This is a genomic window from Burkholderia sp. BCC1993 (assembly GCF_905339865.1).
In the GTDB taxonomy this organism is placed as follows: domain Bacteria; phylum Pseudomonadota; class Gammaproteobacteria; order Burkholderiales; family Burkholderiaceae; genus Burkholderia.
The window spans coordinates 304182-324353 of record NZ_CAJPGZ010000002.1 but is presented as its reverse complement, the minus strand read 5'-3'; the positions used below and the strand labels follow the sequence as shown (position 1 = coordinate 324353).

Annotated in this window: 17 protein-coding genes; 12 read left to right on the top strand and 5 right to left on the bottom strand. The window is 66.3% G+C overall.

The genetic code is table 11. The features are described from left to right. Nucleotides 1-307: 307 nt before the first annotated feature. The 5 genes from fdhD to U4Y91_RS04235 all read left to right on the top strand — a co-directional run bounded on the left by fdhD (nucleotide 308) and on the right by U4Y91_RS04235 (nucleotide 4646). Nucleotides 308-1177: a formate dehydrogenase accessory sulfurtransferase FdhD gene (fdhD, locus tag U4Y91_RS04255; RefSeq protein ID WP_321803540.1), complete on the top strand. Its 870-nt coding sequence runs from the start codon at nucleotides 308-310 to the stop codon at nucleotides 1175-1177. After that, nucleotides 1177-2391, top strand: coding sequence for a gephyrin-like molybdotransferase Glp (glp, locus tag U4Y91_RS04250; RefSeq protein WP_321803539.1), 1215 nt, complete (start codon nucleotides 1177-1179; stop codon nucleotides 2389-2391). Before fdhD ends, glp begins: the two co-directional genes overlap by 1 nt. Before the next feature lie 190 nt (nucleotides 2392-2581). After that, the gene (gene moaA / locus U4Y91_RS04245; protein WP_321803538.1) at nucleotides 2582-3700 is read left to right on the top strand and encodes a GTP 3',8-cyclase MoaA; all 1119 of its coding nucleotides are present in this window, start codon (nucleotides 2582-2584) and stop codon (nucleotides 3698-3700) included. Between the two features lie 45 nt (nucleotides 3701-3745). Beyond that, nucleotides 3746-4309: a molybdenum cofactor biosynthesis protein MoaE gene (locus tag U4Y91_RS04240; protein WP_321803536.1), complete on the top strand. Its 564-nt coding sequence runs from the start codon at nucleotides 3746-3748 to the stop codon at nucleotides 4307-4309. Between the two features lie 79 nt (nucleotides 4310-4388). Next, the gene (locus U4Y91_RS04235; protein WP_321803780.1) at nucleotides 4389-4646 is read left to right on the top strand and encodes a MoaD/ThiS family protein; all 258 of its coding nucleotides are present in this window, start codon (nucleotides 4389-4391) and stop codon (nucleotides 4644-4646) included. A 12-nt stretch (nucleotides 4647-4658) separates the two neighbouring features. Here the strand turns inward: U4Y91_RS04235 and U4Y91_RS04230 are convergent, their stop codons facing one another. After that, nucleotides 4659-5570 (bottom strand): LysR family transcriptional regulator, encoded by a 912-nt coding sequence (locus tag U4Y91_RS04230; protein WP_321803534.1) that lies wholly within the window; start codon nucleotides 5568-5570, stop codon nucleotides 4659-4661. Between the two features lie 107 nt (nucleotides 5571-5677). Here U4Y91_RS04230 and U4Y91_RS04225 point away from each other — a divergent pair, with 107 nt between their 5' ends. Beyond that, complete coding sequence (locus U4Y91_RS04225; RefSeq protein WP_321803532.1) at nucleotides 5678-6286, top strand: short chain dehydrogenase; 609 nt, start codon at nucleotides 5678-5680, stop codon at nucleotides 6284-6286. A gap of 333 nt (nucleotides 6287-6619) precedes the next feature. Next, the gene (gene acnB, locus U4Y91_RS04220; RefSeq protein ID WP_321803530.1) at nucleotides 6620-9205 is read left to right on the top strand and encodes a bifunctional aconitate hydratase 2/2-methylisocitrate dehydratase; all 2586 of its coding nucleotides are present in this window, start codon (nucleotides 6620-6622) and stop codon (nucleotides 9203-9205) included. Between the two features lie 125 nt (nucleotides 9206-9330). Here the strand turns inward: acnB and U4Y91_RS04215 are convergent, their stop codons facing one another. Beyond that, nucleotides 9331-10254, bottom strand: coding sequence for a LysR family transcriptional regulator (locus tag U4Y91_RS04215; RefSeq protein WP_321803528.1), 924 nt, complete (start codon nucleotides 10252-10254; stop codon nucleotides 9331-9333). Between the two features lie 67 nt (nucleotides 10255-10321). Between U4Y91_RS04215 and U4Y91_RS04210 the strand changes: the two genes are divergently transcribed. Further along, nucleotides 10322-10939, top strand: coding sequence for a LysE family translocator (locus U4Y91_RS04210; protein ID WP_321803526.1), 618 nt, complete (start codon nucleotides 10322-10324; stop codon nucleotides 10937-10939). Between the two features lie 88 nt (nucleotides 10940-11027). On the opposite strand, the gene U4Y91_RS04205 is transcribed toward U4Y91_RS04210, so the two are convergent. Further along, nucleotides 11028-12452, bottom strand: coding sequence for a PLP-dependent aminotransferase family protein (locus U4Y91_RS04205; protein ID WP_321803525.1), 1425 nt, complete (start codon nucleotides 12450-12452; stop codon nucleotides 11028-11030). Between the two features lie 752 nt (nucleotides 12453-13204). Continuing rightward, a complete protein-coding gene (locus U4Y91_RS04200; protein ID WP_321803523.1) occupies nucleotides 13205-14617 on the bottom strand; it encodes a PLP-dependent aminotransferase family protein in 1413 nt (470 codons plus the stop codon). A 231-nt stretch (nucleotides 14618-14848) separates the two neighbouring features. Between U4Y91_RS04200 and U4Y91_RS04195 the strand changes: the two genes are divergently transcribed. Together U4Y91_RS04195 and U4Y91_RS04190 are read left to right on the top strand one after the other, a co-directional pair. Beyond that, nucleotides 14849-16078 carry an NAD(P)/FAD-dependent oxidoreductase gene (locus tag U4Y91_RS04195; protein ID WP_321803521.1) on the top strand — a complete coding sequence of 410 codons (1230 nt, stop codon included), beginning with the start codon at nucleotides 14849-14851 and terminating at the stop codon, nucleotides 16076-16078. Between the two features lie 36 nt (nucleotides 16079-16114). After that, nucleotides 16115-17266 (top strand): branched-chain amino acid ABC transporter substrate-binding protein, encoded by a 1152-nt coding sequence (locus U4Y91_RS04190; RefSeq protein ID WP_321803519.1) that lies wholly within the window; start codon nucleotides 16115-16117, stop codon nucleotides 17264-17266. A gap of 30 nt (nucleotides 17267-17296) precedes the next feature. Here U4Y91_RS04190 and U4Y91_RS04185 read toward each other — a convergent pair whose 3' ends face one another. Beyond that, nucleotides 17297-17566: a hypothetical protein gene (locus tag U4Y91_RS04185; RefSeq protein WP_321803792.1), complete on the bottom strand. Its 270-nt coding sequence runs from the start codon at nucleotides 17564-17566 to the stop codon at nucleotides 17297-17299. A 126-nt stretch (nucleotides 17567-17692) separates the two neighbouring features. Between U4Y91_RS04185 and U4Y91_RS04180 the strand changes: the two genes are divergently transcribed. Together U4Y91_RS04180 and U4Y91_RS04175 are read left to right on the top strand one after the other, a co-directional pair. Further along, the gene (locus tag U4Y91_RS04180; protein WP_321803517.1) at nucleotides 17693-19516 is read left to right on the top strand and encodes an AAA family ATPase; all 1824 of its coding nucleotides are present in this window, start codon (nucleotides 17693-17695) and stop codon (nucleotides 19514-19516) included. 3 nt (nucleotides 19517-19519) lie between these two features. After that, nucleotides 19520-20164, top strand: a complete 645-nt coding sequence (locus tag U4Y91_RS04175; protein WP_321803516.1) for a 4Fe-4S single cluster domain-containing protein — start codon at nucleotides 19520-19522, stop codon at nucleotides 20162-20164. Nucleotides 20165-20172: the final 8 nt, after the last annotated feature.

Sequence of the window (20172 nt, the reverse complement as noted above, 5' to 3'; positions counted from 1 at the left end):
CGGCAACGAAGCGTGAATGACGATATCGCGTTTCAGACGATACTCGCAATCGCGCGAACGTGCGCTGAAACTGTGCTTTTCCGGGGGCCGGAGATGTGTGCACGGAAAAGTCGATTCGCGTGCCGGAGGGCGTCAGCTGTACTGCTTTCCGCACTGCAACGCTGTGCATCCGCGGCACGGCCGAACGCCCGTACCATCGGCTCCTAGCCTGCCCGTGGCGAGCGAGCGCGACCCCGCGCACCACCCCCGCAGAATCCGTTTCGATCGCCCGGCGCCCGCGCCGGCCGATCCCCCTGGAGAAACCCGCATGGAACCCAGCGACCGCCCCGACGATCCGGCCGGCACCCGAGCGTGTCATGTGACGCGTCATCGTGCCGGCGACGCGCGGGCCACCGTCGATCGCGTGGTCGACGAAACGCCGGTTGCACTCGTATTCAACGGCATCGCGCACACGGTGATGATGGCGACGCCGATCGACCTCGACGCGTTCGGCCTCGGCTTCGCGCTGAGCGAAGGGATCGTCGAGCGCGCGTCGGACGTCTTCGATATCGAAAGCGAATGCCGGCCCGGCAGCGCCGAAGTGCGGCTCACCGTGGCGCAGCAGGCGTTCATGGCGCTGAAGGCGCACCGGCGCGCGCTGGCCGGCCGCACCGGCTGCGGCGTCTGCGGGATCGAGAGCATCGCGCAGCTCGACCTGCATCCGCCGCGCATCGCGGCCGCGGGCGCGGCGGCCGGCATCGGCGCCGACGCCGTCGCGCGCGCCGCCCGCGCGCTGCCGGAGCGGCAGCCGCTGATGCGCGCGACCGGCGGCATCCACGCGGCCGCGTGGTGCGAACGCGACGGCACGGTGCTGGAAGTCTTCGAGGACGTCGGCCGCCACAACGCGCTCGACAAGCTGATCGGCCGGCTCGCGCGGCGCCGCGCCGACCTGGGCGCGGGCTTCGTGTTCCTGTCCAGCCGCGCGAGCTACGAGCTCGTGCGCAAGGCGGCACGCGTCGGCATCCCGATGATCGCGACGATCTCGGCGCCGACCTCGCTCGCGATCGACGTCGCCCGCGAAGCCGGCGTGCGGCTGCTCGGCTTCTGCCGCAACGACGGCTTCGTCGAATACGTGTCGCCCGACCCGCTCCCGTTACCCGAACCGGCGCCTGCGCAACCGCAGGCGCTCACCGCTTGATGAAACCCCTGACCGATTTCGACACCGCCCAACGGCAGTTCGCCAGCGTGTTCGCGCCGCCGCATGCGGCTGTCTCCATCCCGGTCGCGCAGGCGGCCGGCCACGTGCTCGCCACGCCGCTCACCGCCGTGCTCGACCAGCCGCCCGCCGACCAGAGCGCGATGGACGGCTACGCCGTCCGTCACGCGGACCTCGAACACGGCGAGCCGCTGCGCGTCGCGCAGCGCTGCTATGCGGGCGACGCGCCGGCGCCGCTGGCACCGCGCACGGCGGCACGGATCTTCACCGGCAGCCTGATTCCGCCCGGCGCCGACACCGTCGTGATGCAGGAGCACGCGCACGAACAGGACGGCTGGGCCAGGTTCGACGCACCGCAGCGCCGCGGATCGCATATCCGCCGCCGCGGCGAGGAAGCGCGCGCGGGCGACCTGCTGATGCCTGCCGGCGTGCGGCTCGGCGCGATGCACGTCGGCGTCGCCGCCGCGCAGGGTTGCGCGCGCATCGACGTGCGGCCGCCACTGCGGGTCGGCATCCTGACGACCGGCGACGAGCTCGTCCCGTGCGGCCAGCCGCGTGCGCCGCAGCAGATCTACAACAGCAACGCGCCGATGCTCGCCGCGCTGGTGTCGGGAACCGGTGCCGGCGTCGCGGCGAGCGAGCACGCCGCCGACACGCCGGCCGCCGTCGATCAGGCGCTGCGCGGCATGGCCGCGCGCTGCGACCTGGTCGTCTGCGTCGGCGGCGCATCCGTCGGCGACAAGGACCTGCTGCGTCCCGCGCTGACCGCGCTCGGCGCGTCGTTCGTGGTGTCGGGCGTGCGGATGAAACCCGGCAAGCCGGTCGCGCTCGCGCGGCTCGACGATCGGCCCGTGGTACTGCTGCCCGGCAATCCGGGCGCCGCGACGATCGCGTTCGCGCTGTTCGTCGCGCCGCTGATCCGCTGCCTGCAGGGGCGCGACGACTGCCTGCCGGCCGCACCGTCGCTGCCGATCGACATCGACGTCGAACCCGATGCCCAGCGCGAGCGCTTCGTCCGCGTGCGCCGCACCCTCGACGCCAACGGCGCGCCCGTACTCGATACGCTGCGGCAACAAGGCGCCGGCACGCTGCAATCGCTCGTTCAGGCGAGCGGGCTCGCGCGGCTGCCGGCCGGCCGACGCATCGCGCGCGGCGACGCGGTGCCGTATTACGATTTCGCGCACTGGCTCGCGTGAGCATGCCCATGCGCGTCATGTCCGCCTTGCGTGCAGGCAGGATCACGAACTGTATTCCTGCATTTCGGGCGGGATTGTGTCTCTGTCGGGAAAATCCGGCGGACTATCCTCACGAAGAGGCTCGTCACGACCTGTGCGCCGACACGTCGGCACATAGGCGGCCGATCGGCGACGCCGTTCCGCTCACTTCATGCAGGTCGAAAAACCGATCGTGAATGCCATCGCTTCCGCACCGGCCGCCACTGCATCCGGCGGCGCATCGCCCGGCGCCTTCTCCCGCCCGCTCGACACGCTCGCACGGCCGCTGCGCGATCTGCGGCTGTCCGTCATCGACCAGTGCAACTTCCGCTGCGGCTATTGCATGCCGCGCGACAGCTTCGGGCCCGACTATGCGTTCATGCCGTCGTCCGAGCGGCTGTCGTTCGCGCAACTGGAGAAGATCGCGCGCGCGTTCGTCTCGCTCGGCGTCGAGAAGATCCGCCTCACCGGCGGCGAGCCGCTGCTGCGCCGCAACCTCGAAGCGCTGATCGAACGGCTCGCGACGCTGACGACCGTCGACGGCAAGCCCGTCGAAATCGCGCTGACGACCAACGGCTCGCTGCTCGCCGCGAAGGCGCGCGCGCTGCGCGATGCGGGCCTGTCTCGCGTGACCGTGAGCCTCGACGCGATCGACGACGCCGTGTTCCGCCGGATGACCGACACCGACGTGCCGGTCGCGCGCGTGCTGGCCGGCATCGAGGCTGCGCAGGCGGCCGGGCTCGCGCCCGTGAAGGTCAACGCCGTGATCGAGCGCGGCGCGAACGACGACCAGATCCTGCCGCTCGTGCGCCACTTCCGTCATAGCGGCGTGGCCGTGCGCTTCATCGAATACATGGACGTCGGCGGCGCGAGCGCGTGGTCCGGCGACAAGGTCGTGCCGGCCGCGCGGATGCGCGAACGCATCGACGCGAGCTATCCGCTCTTGCTCGTCGGCGAACCTGGTCACGACGCCACCGCAATCCGCTGCCGGCACATCGACGGCGCGGGCGAGGTCGGTTTCATCGCGAGCGTCTCGCATCCGTTCTGCGGCACGTGCTCGCGCGCCCGCGTGTCGGCCGACGGCCAGCTCTATACGTGCCTGTTCGCGACGCAGGGCACCGACCTGCGGCCATGGCTCGACGACGGCGCATCGGTCGACCACCTCGCCGACACCGTGCGCGCGCGATGGACGCGCCGCGACGACCGCTATTCCGAGCGGCGCGCCACGCGTGCGGCCCGGCCGTCGGGCAAGACCTATCCGACCGTGCGCATGTCGCTCGTCGGCGGCTGACGGCTGCCGCGCTTGGCTGCGCGCACCGCTTACTGGAGAACCGTCATGACGAGTTTCACCGAATCCCGTGCCGCGTCACCCGACGATCCGTTGCGTGACGCCACCCATGCCGAACCCGCCGACCCGCACGCCGAGCCGCCGCCGGCGATTGCCGCCGGCTTCGAGGTGCGTGTGCAGTACGCGGCGATCGATGCCGGCACCGAGATCGCACCGATCGTTCGTAATCCGAATGTCGGCGCGGTCGTGAATTTCCTCGGTGTCGTGCGCAACGAAGGCGACGTCGACGACGTGATCGCGCTCGAAGTCGAGCACTATCCGACGATGACCGAGCAGGCGCTCTGGAGCATCGTCGAGGAAGCCAGCGCGCGCTGGCGGCTCGAAGCGGTCAGGATCGTGCATCGCGTCGGGCGCATTCCGCTCGGCCAGCCGGTCGTGATCGTCGTGGTGGCCGCCGCGCATCGTGCGTCGGCGTTCGATGCGTGTGAATTCATCATGGACTTCCTGAAGACGCATGCGCCGTTCTGGAAGAAGGAGATCCGGCACGACGGCGTGGCCGGCTGGGTCGAGCCGAAGGCGCATGACGATCAGGCGATGCGGCGATGGGGTTGAGCGTGCCGGTCAATGCGTTGCCGATTCCGCCCATTTTGCCGATTTCGCCGATTTCGCCGATTTCGCCCGGGACATTTCAATGAAACTGACGATCAAATACTTTGCGAGCATTCGCGAACAGCTGCATATCGATCAGGAAGTCGTCGAGATCGATGCGCACGAGGTCACCGTCGACGCGCTGCGCGGCATGCTCGCCGCACGCGACGCGCGCAGCGGCGAAGCGCTGCGGATGGACCGGCCCGTGCGGGCGGCCGTGAATCTCGAGATGGTGACCGGCGGGTTCGTCGTGCGGGAGGATAGCGAGGTGGCGTTTTTCCCGCCGGTGACGGGCGGATGATCCGCATGCTCGTCAAGCGGAAAAAGCGCGCGAGGACGCCTCTCGTTGCGGCACATGCTCGAGCAAATGCTCAACAAATCGGGTGAGCTTCGGCAGCGGGCGCCGGTCGTGTCGATACACGATGTGGACCGGGTGTGGTTGAGGCGAGTAGGCGTGCAGCACTTGTATCAGCGTTCCGCTTGCCAGATCGTGGGCCACCAGGACCTCCGGTTGCAGCAATAATCCCGCTCCCGCGATTGCAGCCATGCGCAAGCCGTTGCCGTCATTGCACGTGAACACCGATTCCGTCGCGAAGCGCGGGCTGTCCCCCTCATCGAGCTGCCAGCCGCCACGGCTGTTCCATACCGTATGAGACAGGCAATGATGGGCGCTCAGATCCTGCGGCGTCTCCGGACACCCGTATTGAGCGAGATAGCCCGGCGACGCGCAGATCACCATGCGGTACAGGGTCAACGGCTTCGCGACCAGGTCGGCATCGCCCAATTCACCAATGCGGATCGCCAGATCGAATCCCTCGTCGATCAAGTCGACGTTGCGATTGCTCAATTCCAGTTCCACGCGCACAAGCGGATACATCCGCCGGAACGTCGCGGCCAGCGGGGCAACGACACAAGCGCCAAAGGTGAGCGGCGCGCTGATGCGCAACGTGCCGGACGGTGACGCGCGTAGCCGCTCGACCGACGTTTCGGCGATACGCATGTATTCGAGCGCACGCTTTGCATCTTCATAGAAAACGCGGCCGGCATCAGTCAGACTCTGGCGCCGTGTCGTGCGCTCAAGCAAGCGCGCACCGAGACGCTCTTCCAGTTCGCGCACATATTTGCCGACCATGACCGCCGATAGGTGCAGCCGTTGCGCCGCTTCGGTGAAGTTGCCTCCCTCCACGACGGCAATGAAGGTTTCCATGGCACGCAGTCTGTCCATATTGCGAACTGTGGGTTAGCAGTGTCGAAAATTAGAGCACATTTATGGGAGCTTCGGTTCGGGGAAGAATGGCGACGTTTCAACCTGAATTCGAAAAGGAGTGTTCCATGAAGATCGTCGTAATCGGTGCCGGTGGGGACGTGGGTCGTTCCGTGGTGGAGGAGCTTGCGCGTGACGCCAAACACCAGGTCATTCGCGTCGGTCGGACCCGGGGTGACCATCAAGTCGACATCACCCGCGATGACAGCGTGAGCGCGCTGTTCGAGCAGATCGGCCCCGTCGATGCCATCGTCGTTGCAGCAGGCAATGTCATTCTGGCTCCGGTCGAGACAATGACGGCAGCCGATTTCCATAGCGGCTTGCAGGACAAACTGCTCGGTCAGGTGCGCGTCGCGTTGATCGGTCAGCATTACCTGAGCGACGGCGGCTCGATCACGCTGACCTCCGGGATCGCCGTCGACGATCCGATTGCGCAGGGCGCCCATGCCGCGGCGTCGAATGCCGGGATCGAAGGGTTCGTGCGTGCCGCCGCATGCGATTTCCGCCGGGGCATCCGGATCAATGCCGTCAGTCCGTCCATGCTGATCGAATCCATGGACCGGTTTGGTCCGTTCTTTCCCGGCTACGAGGGCGTGCCGGCGACACGCGTGGCAATGGCCTATCGACGCAGCGTGGAGGGTGTGCATAGCGGGCGCGTCTATCGGGTTGGCCACTGAAACAACGGTCTCACGGCATGTCGGCCGCCCGAGTCTGCGGCGGTCGTCGCCCCTGTTTGTCCGGTGAATGGCCGCGCCGCATCCGACACGCGCAACAGCCTGACGAGCCCGCCACGCCCCACCATCGTTCCCCGAAATCCCCTTGCCGGATGCCCCCTGTGTCCGATGCGCGGTCAGGCGCCCTCCTCAACTCTTATATAAGACATAAGACATTTGACGCCTCACCATATTGCGACTAGAATCCCGTCCAAGCAGTGAAGCAGTGTCCGGAACAGCAGCCTCGGCGTGCCTGGAAAGCCCTTCCCCTGAAACGCAATCTCAGCAGGTCCCCCCATGCTTGAAAACTTTCGTGCTCACGTGGCCGCCCGCGCCGCGCTCGGTATTCCCCCCCTGCCGCTGACGGCCCAGCAAACCGCCGAACTGGTGGAACTGCTGGCGCACCCGCCCGCAGGCGAAGAGCAGACGCTGCTCGACCTGATCACCCACCGCGTGCCCGCCGGCGTCGACGAAGCCGCTCGCGTGAAGGCCGGCTTCCTGGCCGCCGTCGCGAAGGGTGAGACGGCCTGCCCGCTGATCTCGCGCGAGCGCGCGACCGAGCTGCTCGGCACGATGCTCGGCGGCTACAACATCCAGCCGCTGATCGAGCTGCTGTCCGACGAAGCGGTCGCGGCCGTCGCTGCCGACGCGCTGAAGAAAACCCTGCTGATGTTCGACCAGTTCCATGACGTGAAGGAACTCGCCGACCAGGGCAACGCACACGCGAAGGCCGTGCTGCAGAGCTGGGCCGACGCCGAATGGTTCACGAGCCGTCCGGAAGTGCCGGAAAGCCTGACCATCACCGTGTTCAAGGTCACGGGCGAAACCAACACCGACGACCTGTCGCCGGCCCCGGACGCCACCACCCGCCCGGACATCCCGATGCACGCGCTGGCGATGCTGAAGAACGCGCGCCCCGGCATCACGCCGGAAGAAGACGGCAAGCGCGGCCCGGTCAAGTTCATCGAATCGCTGAAGGAAAAGGGTCACCTGGTCGCCTACGTCGGCGACGTGGTCGGCACCGGCTCCTCGCGCAAGTCGGCCACCAACTCGGTGCTGTGGTTCACCGGCGAAGACATCCCGTTCGTCCCGAACAAGCGCTTCGGCGGCGTGTGCCTCGGCGGCAAGATCGCCCCGATCTTCTACAACACGATGGAAGATGCCGGCGCGCTGCCGATCGAGCTCGACGTGTCGCAGATGGAAATGGGCGACGTGGTCGAACTGCGCCCGTACGAAGGCAAGGCACTGAAGGACGGCAACGTGATCGCCGAATTCCAGGTCAAGTCCGACGTGCTGTTCGACGAAGTGCGCGCCGGCGGCCGCATTCCGCTGATCATCGGCCGCGGCCTGACCGCGAAGGCACGTGAAGCGCTCGGCCTCGCGCCGTCGACGCTGTTCCGCCTGCCGCACCAGCCGGCCGACAGCGGCAAGGGCTTCTCGCTCGCACAGAAGATGGTCGGCCGCGCATGCGGCCTGCCGGAAGGCCAGGGCGTGCGCCCGGGCACGTACTGCGAACCGAAGATGACCTCGGTCGGCTCGCAGGACACCACGGGCCCGATGACCCGCGACGAACTGAAGGATCTGGCGTGCCTCGGCTTCTCGGCCGATCTCGTGATGCAGTCGTTCTGCCACACCGCCGCCTATCCGAAGCCGGTCGACGTGAAGACGCACCAGACGCTGCCGAACTTCATCAGCACCCGTGGCGGCATCGCGCTGCGTCCGGGCGACGGCGTGATCCACTCGTGGCTGAACCGCATGCTGCTGCCCGACACCGTCGGCACCGGCGGCGACTCGCACACGCGCTTCCCGATCGGCATCAGCTTCCCGGCAGGCTCGGGCCTGGTCGCGTTCGCGGCCGCCACCGGCACGATGCCGCTGGACATGCCGGAATCGGTGCTGGTCCGCTTCAAGGGCAAGATGCAGCCGGGCGTCACGCTGCGTGACCTGGTCAACGCGATTCCGCTGGTCGCGATCAAGCAGGGCATGCTCACGGTCGCCAAGCAAGGCAAGAAGAACATCTTCTCGGGCCGCATCCTCGAAATCGAAGGCCTGCCCGACCTGAAGGTCGAGCAAGCGTTCGAGCTGTCGGATGCGTCGGCCGAGCGTTCGGCAGCCGGTTGCACGGTGCACCTGAACAAGGAACCGATCATCGAGTACCTGAACAGCAACGTCACGCTGCTGAAGTGGATGATCGCGCAGGGCTATCAGGATCCGCGCAGCCTGCAGCGCCGTATCGCGGCGATGGAGCAGTGGCTGGCCGACCCGCAACTGCTGTCGCCGGATGCCGACGCCGAATACGCGGCCGTGATCGAAATCGACCTGGCCGACATCCACGAGCCGATCGTCGCCTGCCCGAACGACCCGGACGACGTGAAGACGCTGTCGGAGGTCGCCGGCGCCACGATCGACGAAGTGTTCATCGGCTCGTGCATGACCAACATCGGTCACTTCCGTGCCGCGTCGAAGCTGCTGGAAGGCAAGCGCGACATCCCGGTCAAGCTGTGGGTCGCGCCGCCGACCAAGATGGACCAGAAGCAGCTGACGGAAGAAGGTCACTACGGCGTGTTCGGCACGGCCGGCGCCCGCACCGAAATGCCGGGCTGCTCGCTGTGCATGGGTAACCAGGCACAGGTGCGTGAAGGCGCGACGGTGATGTCGACGTCGACCCGCAACTTCCCGAACCGCCTGGGCAAGAACACGAACGTGTACCTCGGCTCGGCGGAACTGGCGGCGATCTGCTCGCGTCTCGGCAAGATCCCGACCAAGGAAGAGTACATGGCCGACATGGGCGTGCTCACGGCAAACGGCGACAAGATCTACCAGTACATGAACTTCGACCAGATCGAAGACTTCAAGGAAGTCGCCGACACCGTGCAGATCTAAGCATGCTGTCGCGCTACGGCGGGTGATGCCCGTCGTGGCAACACGCAATGGCGCCGCGGGCTGAATGGCCGCGGCGCCATTTTTTTTGGATGTCGCCGGCGCCATAAAACGGTCCGGCTCACACGTCAGGCCATCGCCTTCAGCCAGCCGAGCAGATCCGACTGCGCGCTTCCGTCCTTCACGGGCTCCGGCGTCAGCAGGCAATAGTGCGAGCCGTCTTCGACGAACCCCATCGGCGCGACCAGCACGCCGCTTTCGAGGTCGTCGCGAACGAGATGCCACGGCCCGATCGCGACACCCAGCCCCGCGACGGCCGCCTGAAGGCTGAAATAGAAATGGTCGAATACCTGCCCGCGTCCGCTTCCCGCCGGCTGATGCGCGGCCGCCGCCCATTCCTTCCATGCGTCCGGCCGCGTCCGGGTATGCAGTCGCGGCGCGCCCCGCTTCAACGCGCGGTCATGCCGACTGCCTGAAAACCACGTATCGACCTTGTCGGGTCGGCACACCGGACCGACCTGCTCCGCGAACAGTCGCGCCGCGTGATAGCCGGCGGGCCACGCAAAGTCATTGCGGCGAATCGCCATGTCGATGCCGTTGTCGAACGAGAACGGGCCGCCCGCCGCGGCGAGATGGATATCGACACCCGGGTAAGCTGCCTGGAAATCCGGCCAGCGCGGAATCAGCCAGCGCATCAGCAGCGTCGGTTCGCACGACAGCACCCAACGCTGCGCGCGAGCCGACTCGGTCCGCAATTCATGCGCGGCCTGTTTCATCAGATGCAGGCCGTCATGAACGGCCTGCGCCAGCTTTCGGCCCGCATCGGTCAGGAAGACACGACGACTGCGCCGCTCGAACAACGCCGTGCCCAGATCGTCCTCGAGCAGACGCACCGCGCGACTGACGGCGCCGTGCGTCAGATGCAGTTCATCGGCCGCACGGCTGAAATGCTCGTGGCGCGCCGCCGCTTCGAAGCAGCGCAGGGCCATCAACGACGGCAGATTGGCTCGAACCTCATGTGAGTCAGGCTCACCATCCTGGTCAGAAAACATCGCTTTTCCTCGCGAATCGTGATCCCTAATATTCGCTCATCACGATGAATTTCAAAAGGACGATGCAATGACGGAATGGATAGTCGTAGTCACCATCACGCTGCTGGCCGTCATCAGCCCGGGGCCGGATTTCGCGATGGTCACGCGCAACAGCCTGATGCTGTCGCGCCGCTCGGGCCTGCTCACCGCGTGGGGAATCGGGCTGGGCGTGACGGTTCACGTGAGCTACACGCTGCTCGGCGTCGGCCTCTTGATCCGCCAGTCGCTGTGGCTCTTCAATGCCGTGAAGCTCGTCGGCGCGCTCTACCTGATCTACCTCGGTGCGAAGATGCTCGCGGCGAAACCCGTGGACGGCCGCCCCGCGACGCAGGCCGCGCCCCTGTCGGATCTGGCGGCGCTGCGCACCGGCTTTCTGACGAATGCGCTGAATCCGAAAACCACCGTGTTCATCGTCAGCCTGTTCATGCAGGCGGTCCGCCCCGACACGCCATTACCGGTGCAGATCGGCTACGGCCTGTTCATCGCGCTGGCGCACGCGGGGTGGTTCAGTCTCGTGGCGCTCTGTTTCTCCGCCGACGCCGTCCGCGATCGCCTGCTGTCCCTGCGTCACTGGATCGATCGCACGTTTGGTGTGTTGCTCGTCAGCTTCGGCGTGATGCTGGCCATCGCGCGCGGCAGCCGCTGATCGCCGCACGCCGACGCCCGGGCGCGCAGTTCAGCCCGGATATCGGCATCGAGCAGGCCGGCGCATGCGACGCGCACCGGCCTGCGCTTCACCGCATGCACGAGGCCGCGAGCTTTCCGACCGCGATCACCGCCTGCTCGATCTCCGGCGACCACGGGCTGCTGTAGTTCAGCCGGATGAAATTGCGGTAGTTGTCGGTGATCGAGAACATGTAGCCGGGCCCGATCGTGATGCCCTGCTCCAGCGCGAGCTGGTACAAGCGCATCGCATCGACCTGCGCCGGCAACTCGACCCACAGCACGTAGCCGCCCGCCGGGCTCGAGATGCGCGTGCCTTCCGGGAAGAACCGCGACACCATCGCGCGCATCAGGTTCGCCTGCTGCGCATACGCCTTGCGCAAGCGCCGCAGGTGATGCTCGTAACCGTCGCGCTCGAGGAACTCGGCAATCGCCAGCTGCGGCAGTGACGGCGTCGCCAGCGTGTTCAGGAACTTCAGCTTCTCGACCTGATCGCGATAGCGGCCCGGCAACGCCCAGCCGATCCGGTAGGCTGCCGTCAGGCTCTTCGAGAACGACGCGCAGTGCAGCACGATCCCGCTGCGGTCGTAGGACTTCAGCGTGCTCGGATGCGACTCGCCGAAATACAGTTCGTTATACACACCGTTCTCGATGATCGGCATGTCGACGCGGGTCGCGAACTCCACCAGTTCGCGCTTGCGCTCGTCGGGCATCTGGAAGCCGAGCGGGTTCTGGAAGTTCGGCATCACCATGCATGCGGCGATCGGTTGCGACTTCGCGATCGCCGCCAGCGCCGCGATGTCGATTCCGTATTCCGGATGCGTGGCGACCTCGATCGCCTTCATCCCCATCCGCTCGATCGCGTGCAGCATCGCGTAGAACGTCGGCGACTCCACCGCGATCGTGTCGCCCGGTTTCGCGACCGCCTGCAGGCACAGGTTGATCGCCTCCGTCGCGCCGACCGTCACGATGATCTCGTTCGGGTCGACCGACATCCCGTTTTCCAGGTAGCGCCGTGCGATCTGCCGGATCAGGCGCGGATGGCCCGGCGGCAGCCCGTCGGTCACGCCCCACAGCGACTTGTCGCGGCCGGCCGCATACGCGTAGCGGTTCAGCTTCTCGAACGGAAACAGGCTCGGGTCCGGATATGGCGAGCCGAGCGGCACCGCGTCGTCGGTACCGATCGAGCGCAGCGTCGACAGCACGAGCCGGCTCATGTCGACCGACGACGAGATCGCGATCGGCTTCGACGGCCGCAGCTCGCGCACCGGCGCATGGTTGTCGTCGCGCCGCAGGTTCACGAAGTAGCCCGACTGCGGGCGGCTTTCCAGCAGCCCGCGGCTTTCGAGCAGCAGGTATGCGTGCAGCACGGTCGTGATGCTGATCCGGTGCTGCTGGCTCGCCTGCCGCACCGACGGAATCCGGTCGCCGTGCCGGTACACGCCCTGGCGGATCAGGCGTTCGATGTCGTCCGCGAGTTTTTCGTAGAGCTTCATCGCATGCTCCCCGCCGGCCTGCGCATGCGCGCCGCCGCCCCGTGCGCGTCCGATACGCGCGTGTGCCGCCCGCCGACCGGGCTGTCGTGATGCCTGATTGCTCCCTCCGGTTTTGCCTTTTCCATCGCAGTGGCTCGCTTTTGAAGATGCGCCGGGCGGCCCGTGACGTCTGGGCCTGCGGCACTGTGCACTTGATGGTCGAATCTTAAAAGCAGAACAGTTGGCGCGGAGTACACACATCGGATACGCACACAAGAGTACAGTTCGGCGCGAATCGGCGATTTCGGGCGAACTGTACGTCTTATGAATTGGCGCAGAGGCCGGGAAATTGATACGGTGGCTGGGGATTCGAGGGCGGTACCGCGTGATCGCGCAGTTCGCAGTTGCGTCTGCGGCATCCGGCAATGCAGTACTGGCCCAGCAGGGATGGGTCGCGCCGACCTGCGATCGTCCCGCCGTGAAAATCACGCCAGAACGCCGCGGCGATTGGCACGCGCGTCAGCGCGTGTCTCGATGGTCGAGGAATCGGGCCCGGACGAGGTGCGGCCGCGCGCCGGTGAGGACAAGGCACTCGGGCCGTTCGCCGACGCCCCGGCGTGAGGATCACCATCGGCCGGCCCGATACAGGCAGCGAACCGCCAGCCGCTAGCCGCCACCGCTGCACGCGATATCGCGCCTGCGTGACGGCACAGCGCCGCTGCCGCGGCGGATCGTCGAAGTCGTCGCGGGTTGGCCCGGCCGGGCGGCGCGCGTCAGATCGACCCGAACAGCGCGCGCGGCCGGTCCTTCAGCGTGCCGGCCAGAATCCGCAGCCCGTTCACGAGCTCGTCGCGGGTCGCCGGACACGCGAGATTGATGCGCACGCCGTGCTCGATTTCCGCGCGATCGACCGCGAACGTCGACGACGGCATCACGATCACGCCGCGCGCCTTCGCGTTCGCGGCGAAGTCGTCGGCGCGCCACGGCGGCGGCAGCCGCAGCCACACGAACATGCACGCGGGATCCGACTTCAGGTGACCGGCCGGCAGCAGTTCCCGCGCAAGATCGACGCGCGCGCGGATCTCCGCCAGTTGCGCGCTCATGATCCGCTCGGCGGTGCCGTTCTCGATCCACACCGTCGCGATCAGCATCGACGTCGGCGCGGGCATCCACGCGGTGGTGCGCACCGCTTCCGCGCACAGCGCGACGCTGTCGCGCGGGCAGCTCAGGTAGCCGAGGCGCAGCCCGGGCGCGAGGATCTTCGACGTCGCGCCGATATGGAACGTGAGCTCGGGACACAAGCCCGCGATCGCCGGCAGCCGGTCGCGCACGAGCGGCCCGTACACGTCGTCCTCGATGATCGTCACGTGATGGCGGCGCGCGACGTCGACGAGCGCCATGCGGCGCGCGAGGCTCATCGTCGTCACGGTCGGGTTCTGCAGGTTCGGCACGACGAAGATCGCCTTGACGGGCATGCGCTGGCAGATCCGCTCGATCTCGTCGGGCAGCAGGCCGTCGTCGTCGGCCGGCGCGCTGACGATCTCGAACTGGAACACCGGCGCGAGCGCCTTCAGGCCGTAATACGTGAGCCGGTCGGCGACGATCACGCCGTCGGTGCCGATCAGGCTGTTCAGCACCGCATAAAGCCCGTGCTGCGCGCCGCTCGTGACGACCACCTGGTCGCGCGACGGCGTGAAGCCCGGCGCGGCCAGCCACTGCGCGCCCGCGGCGCGCGCCCAGTCGGGGCCCTGCGGCGGCTGGTATTCCTGCAGCGAGGCGAACCGTGGATCGGCCGGCAGCGTGCCGAACGTCTGCGCGAGGCTCGCCAGAAACTCGCCGGTCGCCGGCCGGTTCACCGTCAGGTCGATCACCCCGTTGCCCGCCGCGAGCGACGCACGGGCCGGCTCGATGCTCGGCATCGCGCCGCCGGTGACGAGCGACCCGCGCCGCTTGCTGCCGATCACGAGGCCGCGCAGCTGCAGCTCCTTGTACGCGCGCGACACGGTCGACACGTTGATGCCGAGTTCGGTCGCGAGCTGGCGCTGCGGCGGCAGGCGGCTGCCCGGCGGGTACATGCCGTTGCGGATTTCCGCCTCGATCGAGCTCGATACCTCGACATAGGTCGGCCGCTTCGCCTGCGCCGGCGCGTCGCCGTCGTGCTCACCGGAAAATTTGTCTGCTGCCATCTGTCGCCTGTGCCCACACAAAAAGCGTTTGTCTGCCGTTTAAACCTGTCCAGCGATTGTATATGACATCCCCTTCCGGTCAAACGTCTGCCGAAAAGTCTGCCGAATCAGGCGATTGGAACCGGGTAAACGCTAGCACCACACAATCGATTTTTGATTGCACACAAAAATTTACTGTGTGATTCTTGATCCCATCTTTGTGTGAATCAGGTGCGGCGAAGGAGAGGTGTCATGGCGAACATCGCCATCGTGGGAGCAGGCTTCATCGGACTCGGCGCGGCGGCCTGGCTGCAGCGCGACGGGCACCGCGTCACGCTGTTCGATCCGGCCGGCGTCGGCCATGGCGCGTCGTTCGGCAACGCCGCGACGTTCGCGCCGTATGGCTGCGTGCCCGTCAACGGCCCGTCCGTGTTCCGCGACATGCCGCACTTCCTGTTCGCCGCCGACAGCCCGCTGCGCATTCGCTGGCCTTACCTGCTGCGCGGCGCGCCGTGGCTCGCACGGTTCCTCGTCGCGTCGACACCCGCGCATCACGCGCGCAGCGCGAGCGCGCTGGCCGCGCTGCTGACGCGCGCCGCCGACGGCTATGCGCCGCTGCTCGCGCCGTCGCGGCTCGCGGCATTCGTGCGGCCGCGCGAATGCCTGTACCTGTATGCGCGGCAGGCGTCGTTCGACGCCGCGCAGCCGTCGCTCGCGCTGCGGCGCCGGCTCGGCGTGCCGTTCGACACGCTCGACGCGGACGCGATCCGCCGGCTCGAGCCCGCGCTCGCGCCGATCTTCACGCGCGGCGTGCTGTTCCACGGCAGCTGGCATTTCTCCGATCCCTGCGGGTTTCTCGGCGAACTGTTCGCGCACCTGGCAACCGGCGGCGCGACGCTCGAACGCGCGCAGGTCGAACGGATCGAGCCCGTCGGCGACGGCGTGAGCCTGCATGCGGGCGGCACCGTGCGCCGCTTCGATCATGTGGTGATTGCCGCCGGCGCCCGCTCGCGCGCATTCGCCGCCGCGTGCGGCGACACCGTGCCGCTCGACACCGAGCGCGGCTACCACGTGCAGTTCGCCGCGCACGAGCAGATCGTCACGCGGCCGGTCGGCTGGGCCGAACGCGGGTTCTACATGACGCCGCTCGACGAAGGATTGCGCGCGGCCGGCACCGTCGAACTCGGCGGCTTCGACGCCGGCATGAACCGCTCGCTGGTCGCGCTGCTCACCCGCTCCGCGCGCGAAGCACTGCCATCGCTCGGCGCGCCGACGCGCAGCTGGCTCGGCTTTCGGCCCACGCTGCCGGACGGCGTGCCCGTGATCGGCCGCGCGCGGCGCAGCGAGCGCGTGATCCACGCGTTCGGCCACCAGCATCTCGGCGTCACGCTCGCCGGCATCACCGGGCGGATCGTCGCCGATCTCGTCGCGCAACGCGCGCCGCCGCTGGATCTCACCCCCTACCGGGCCGCGCGATTCTGACGCGCGCCGCGACTTCCACCACTGCAAGGAGGCATCATGAATCGTCGTAACTGGCTGGCATGGCTGGCCGTCTGCTCGATCGGCACGGTCACCGCGTCCGCGCAGGCCGCGGACCCGGAAACCGTCAAGATCGGCTTCGCCGGCCCGCTGACGGGCCCGGTCGCGCGCGTCGGCAAGGACCTGCAATACGGCGCGCAGCTCGCGCTCGACGAGGAGAACGCGAAACATCCGACCATCGGCGGCAAGCCCGTGCGCTTCGTGCTCGACGTGCAGGACGACCAGGCCGATCCGCGCATCGCGATCCAGGTCGGGCAGAAGCTCGTCGACGACGGCGTGGTCGGCGTGGTCGGCCACTACAACTCGGGCTGCAGCATCCCCGCGTCGGCCGTCTACAAGCAGGCGAACGTCGCGATGATCACGCCCGGCTCGACCAATCCGCAGCTGACGATGCAGGGCTTCAAGAACGTGTTCCGCACGATGGGGCACGACGGCGTCGGCGGCGTGGTCGCCGGACGCTTCGCGGTCGAGCAGCTGAAGGCGAAGCGGATCGGCATCATCGACGACCGCACCGCATTCGGCCAGGGGCTCGCGGACGCATTCGAGAAAGGCGTGAAGGACGCGCACGGCACCATCGTCGGCCGCGAATACACGAACGACAAGGCGGTCGATTTCCGCGGCATCCTGACCACGATGAAGAGCAACAACATCGACCTGCTGTTCTTCGGCGGCCTCGACGAACAGGGCGCGATGCTCGTCAAGCAGATGCGCTCGCTCGGCATCCGCGCGCAGCTGTTCGGCGCCGGCGCGCTGAAAAGCAATGCGTTCCTGAAGATCGCCGGCAACGCGGGCGAAGGCACGCAGGATCTCGAGCCGGGGCCGGCGCTCGACAAGCTGCCGTCGGCGATCGCGTTCGCGCAGCGCTACAAGGCGCGCTTCAACCAGGACGTCGAGCTGTATGCGCCGTTTGCGTACGACGCGACGCTCGCGATGATCGCGGCAATCCGCAAGGCCGATTCGCTCGACCGCAGCAAGATCGTCGCGAGCCTGCCGGGCGTGTCGGTCACGGGCGTGACCGGCAAGATCTCGTTCGACGAGCGCGGCGACCTGATCAAGCCGCCCTACACGCTGTTCCGCGTCGAACAGGGGCAGTGGCACAGCATTCGCACGGTCGGCGGCGCGTCGAACTGATCGACGCCGAGCAGCGCGCGGCAGGCGGCGTCATCGCGCCGTCTGCTGCCGCTGCACCTCCTGCGCCTTCATCTGCAGATACGCGCCGCGCTCGACTTCGTGCAGTTGCTGCGGATACTGCTCGGTCGCGTCGAACCAGCGTGCAAGCAACCTGAAACCTACCGAACTCGCGCTAGGCGAGCCATCACCATTGCCGCTGCGCGCGTACCGCGACTGCCTTACGTCAAAGCACTGCTGCTGCAGTTCGTCGATGTCGTCGCGAACTTGTTGGGCGCTGAACAGAAAAATAAGCGTGACCATCGATATTCATTTCTCGTGGGGTAAAAATATGGCGATTCGTTTCCGGTACCCCTATTCATTCGGCATATATCGGCTGGGCGGCTGTGATAACGTTTTGCTTTCGCATTCTTTGCAAGCCTTCACGACATGCCTGCCTACGTCAAACCAAGATGGTTACGGGATCTGCTTCGTTTCCTTCCGTTGAAAAGCCAGTTCGTGCTATCAGGAAACGTACGCGATTTACAGGCATGTGAAGTTGCCCCCGAAGTTGTTACAGCGCAGCCTTTGGTGAGTACGCTCGGCGATAATCTCCGGGAGACGGGCTATGCGCAGTTGGTCGTCTGGAACCCGATTTCAGGCTTCACGGTACCCGACAGTCGCGTGCCACCAACAGAGCCTGCCGATGAAACCCTACGACGTCTTGGTTTGACACCAGTCGATGGCAAGGTTCCAGGCGGCATCGACGTGCTCACTGCATGCCTTGAACGACATGTAACGCTGCCCGGCCCGCCAATTGCTATCGTCGTTGATTTTGCTTCTCGACTGGCGATTCGCACCGAAACGCTGAACCCTGCCGAGCACACACTGTTCACGCGCGCACTGGTGCTGGCGCATATGGCAGCACCGCGCCCCGCGGGAGAACTGCGACGTCCGTTTTTCAATACCGTGATCTGGATCGTCGATAAGGAAGGCGATCTGCCAGACTGGTTGCTGATCGACAATCCGCGCATACGGCATATTCCCGTGTCAAAACCCGATAGCGCCGCGCGTCGGGCGTTGGCCGGCGCATTGCTGCGTGGCGTACCCGGTGCCCAGGCCGCTACGCCGGAAAGTCTTTCCGAGGCAGAATCCGCATTCGTCGACGGTTCCGAGGGATTGCTGCTCGCCGACATGAATGCAATCGCCACGCTCGCCCGCGTCGAGCAAGTTCCCCTCGATAAAATTGCCGACGCCGTGCGTCGTTATAAAGTGGGCGTCACCGAGGATCCGTGGCAGCAAATCGACCGCGACAAGATCCGTCACGCCGACGCCTTCATCCGCCGACGTGTTAAAGGGCAAGCGCACGCAGTCACGCACATGCTTGACCTCGTCAAGCGTGCCATGACCGGTGTGGGTTCTCAGCGGAAAGGAAACCGGCCGCGCGGTGTCGCATTCCTCGCCGGCCCGACCGGCGTCGGGAAAACGGAACTCGCCAAGACAATCACGAGCCTATTGTTCGGTGACGAAAGTGCCTACATCCGCTTCGACATGTCTGAATTCAGCGCGGAACACGCCGACCAGCGGCTCATCGGCGCTCCGCCCGGCTACGTTGGCTACGACGTAGGCGGAGAATTGACGAATGCGATTCGAGAACGCCCGTTCAGCGTGGTGCTCTTCGACGAAATCGAAAAGGCGCATCCGCGCATTCTCGACAAGTTTCTGCAAATCCTGGATGACGGTGTGCTGACGTCGGGGCGCGGCGACCGCGTGTACTTTTCCGAAGCCTTGATCGTTTTCACATCGAACCTCGGCATTTACCGCCAGGACGAATCAGGTCAACGCGTGGCGAACGTCCAACCAGGAAACGACTTTGCGGAAATCCAGAAGAAAGTACTCGGGGAAATCCAGCAGCATTTCAAGCTGATCCTGAACCGGCCCGAAATCCTGAACCGCATCGGCGAAAACATCATCGTGTTCGACTTCATCCGCGAGGATATCGCGACGGAAATTTTCGAGCAGATGGTCCGCGCCGTGCTCGACGACGTCGCCTCCCAGGGCATCGCCGTCGATCTGGACGCCAGTTCCAAGATAGCGCTGCAAGCGAAATGCCTCAGCGATCTATCCAACGGCGGCCGCGGCATCCGAAACCAGATCGAAGCGCACCTGCTCAACCCGCTGGCACGTGGCCTGTTCGATCAGGATGCGAACGCCGGCGATCGGTTTGTCATCTCGGGTATCGGCTCGGGTTCGTTCCAGTTGCAAAAGCGCTAGGCCATGGAAATCCGCGTTTCGCGCCTGCACTATCCCGTGACGACGCTCGGGCCGGGGCAGCGGATCGGCATCTGGTTTCAGGGTTGCACGATCCGATGCCCAGGCTGTATTTCGATGGATACCTGGGTAAACGCCGGAGGCGAAACGACTGTAGACGCCATATTGGCGCAGGTCCGAATCTGGTTGCCCGAATCCACCGGCATCACGATCTCGGGTGGGGAACCGTTCGATCAAGCCGATGCGCTGATTACACTTCTGCATGGCCTACGGCAGCTATCGGCAGGCGACATACTCGTCTATAGCGGCCACACGATCGAATCCTTGGCCGACACGCTGGCCCGTGCCGACGGCCTCATCGATGCGCTGATCTCTGATCCGTTCGACATCGACGCCCCGCAGACGCGCCCGCTGCGCGGCAGCGACAATCAGCGGCTGCATTGCCTTACGGCACTCGGCCACACGCGTTTTGCACAGTACGAACATATGCCACGGAACGACGGCAAGGCACTGGATGTCATGTTCGACGAGGATGGTAGCGTCTGGTTCGCGGGGATACCGGACCGTGACGATTTTCACCGATTGAGAGACCTATTGAACGATCAGGGCCATCACGTCCTGACCAGTGCCGACAAGGCGAGAAATAGATAAGACAGGAA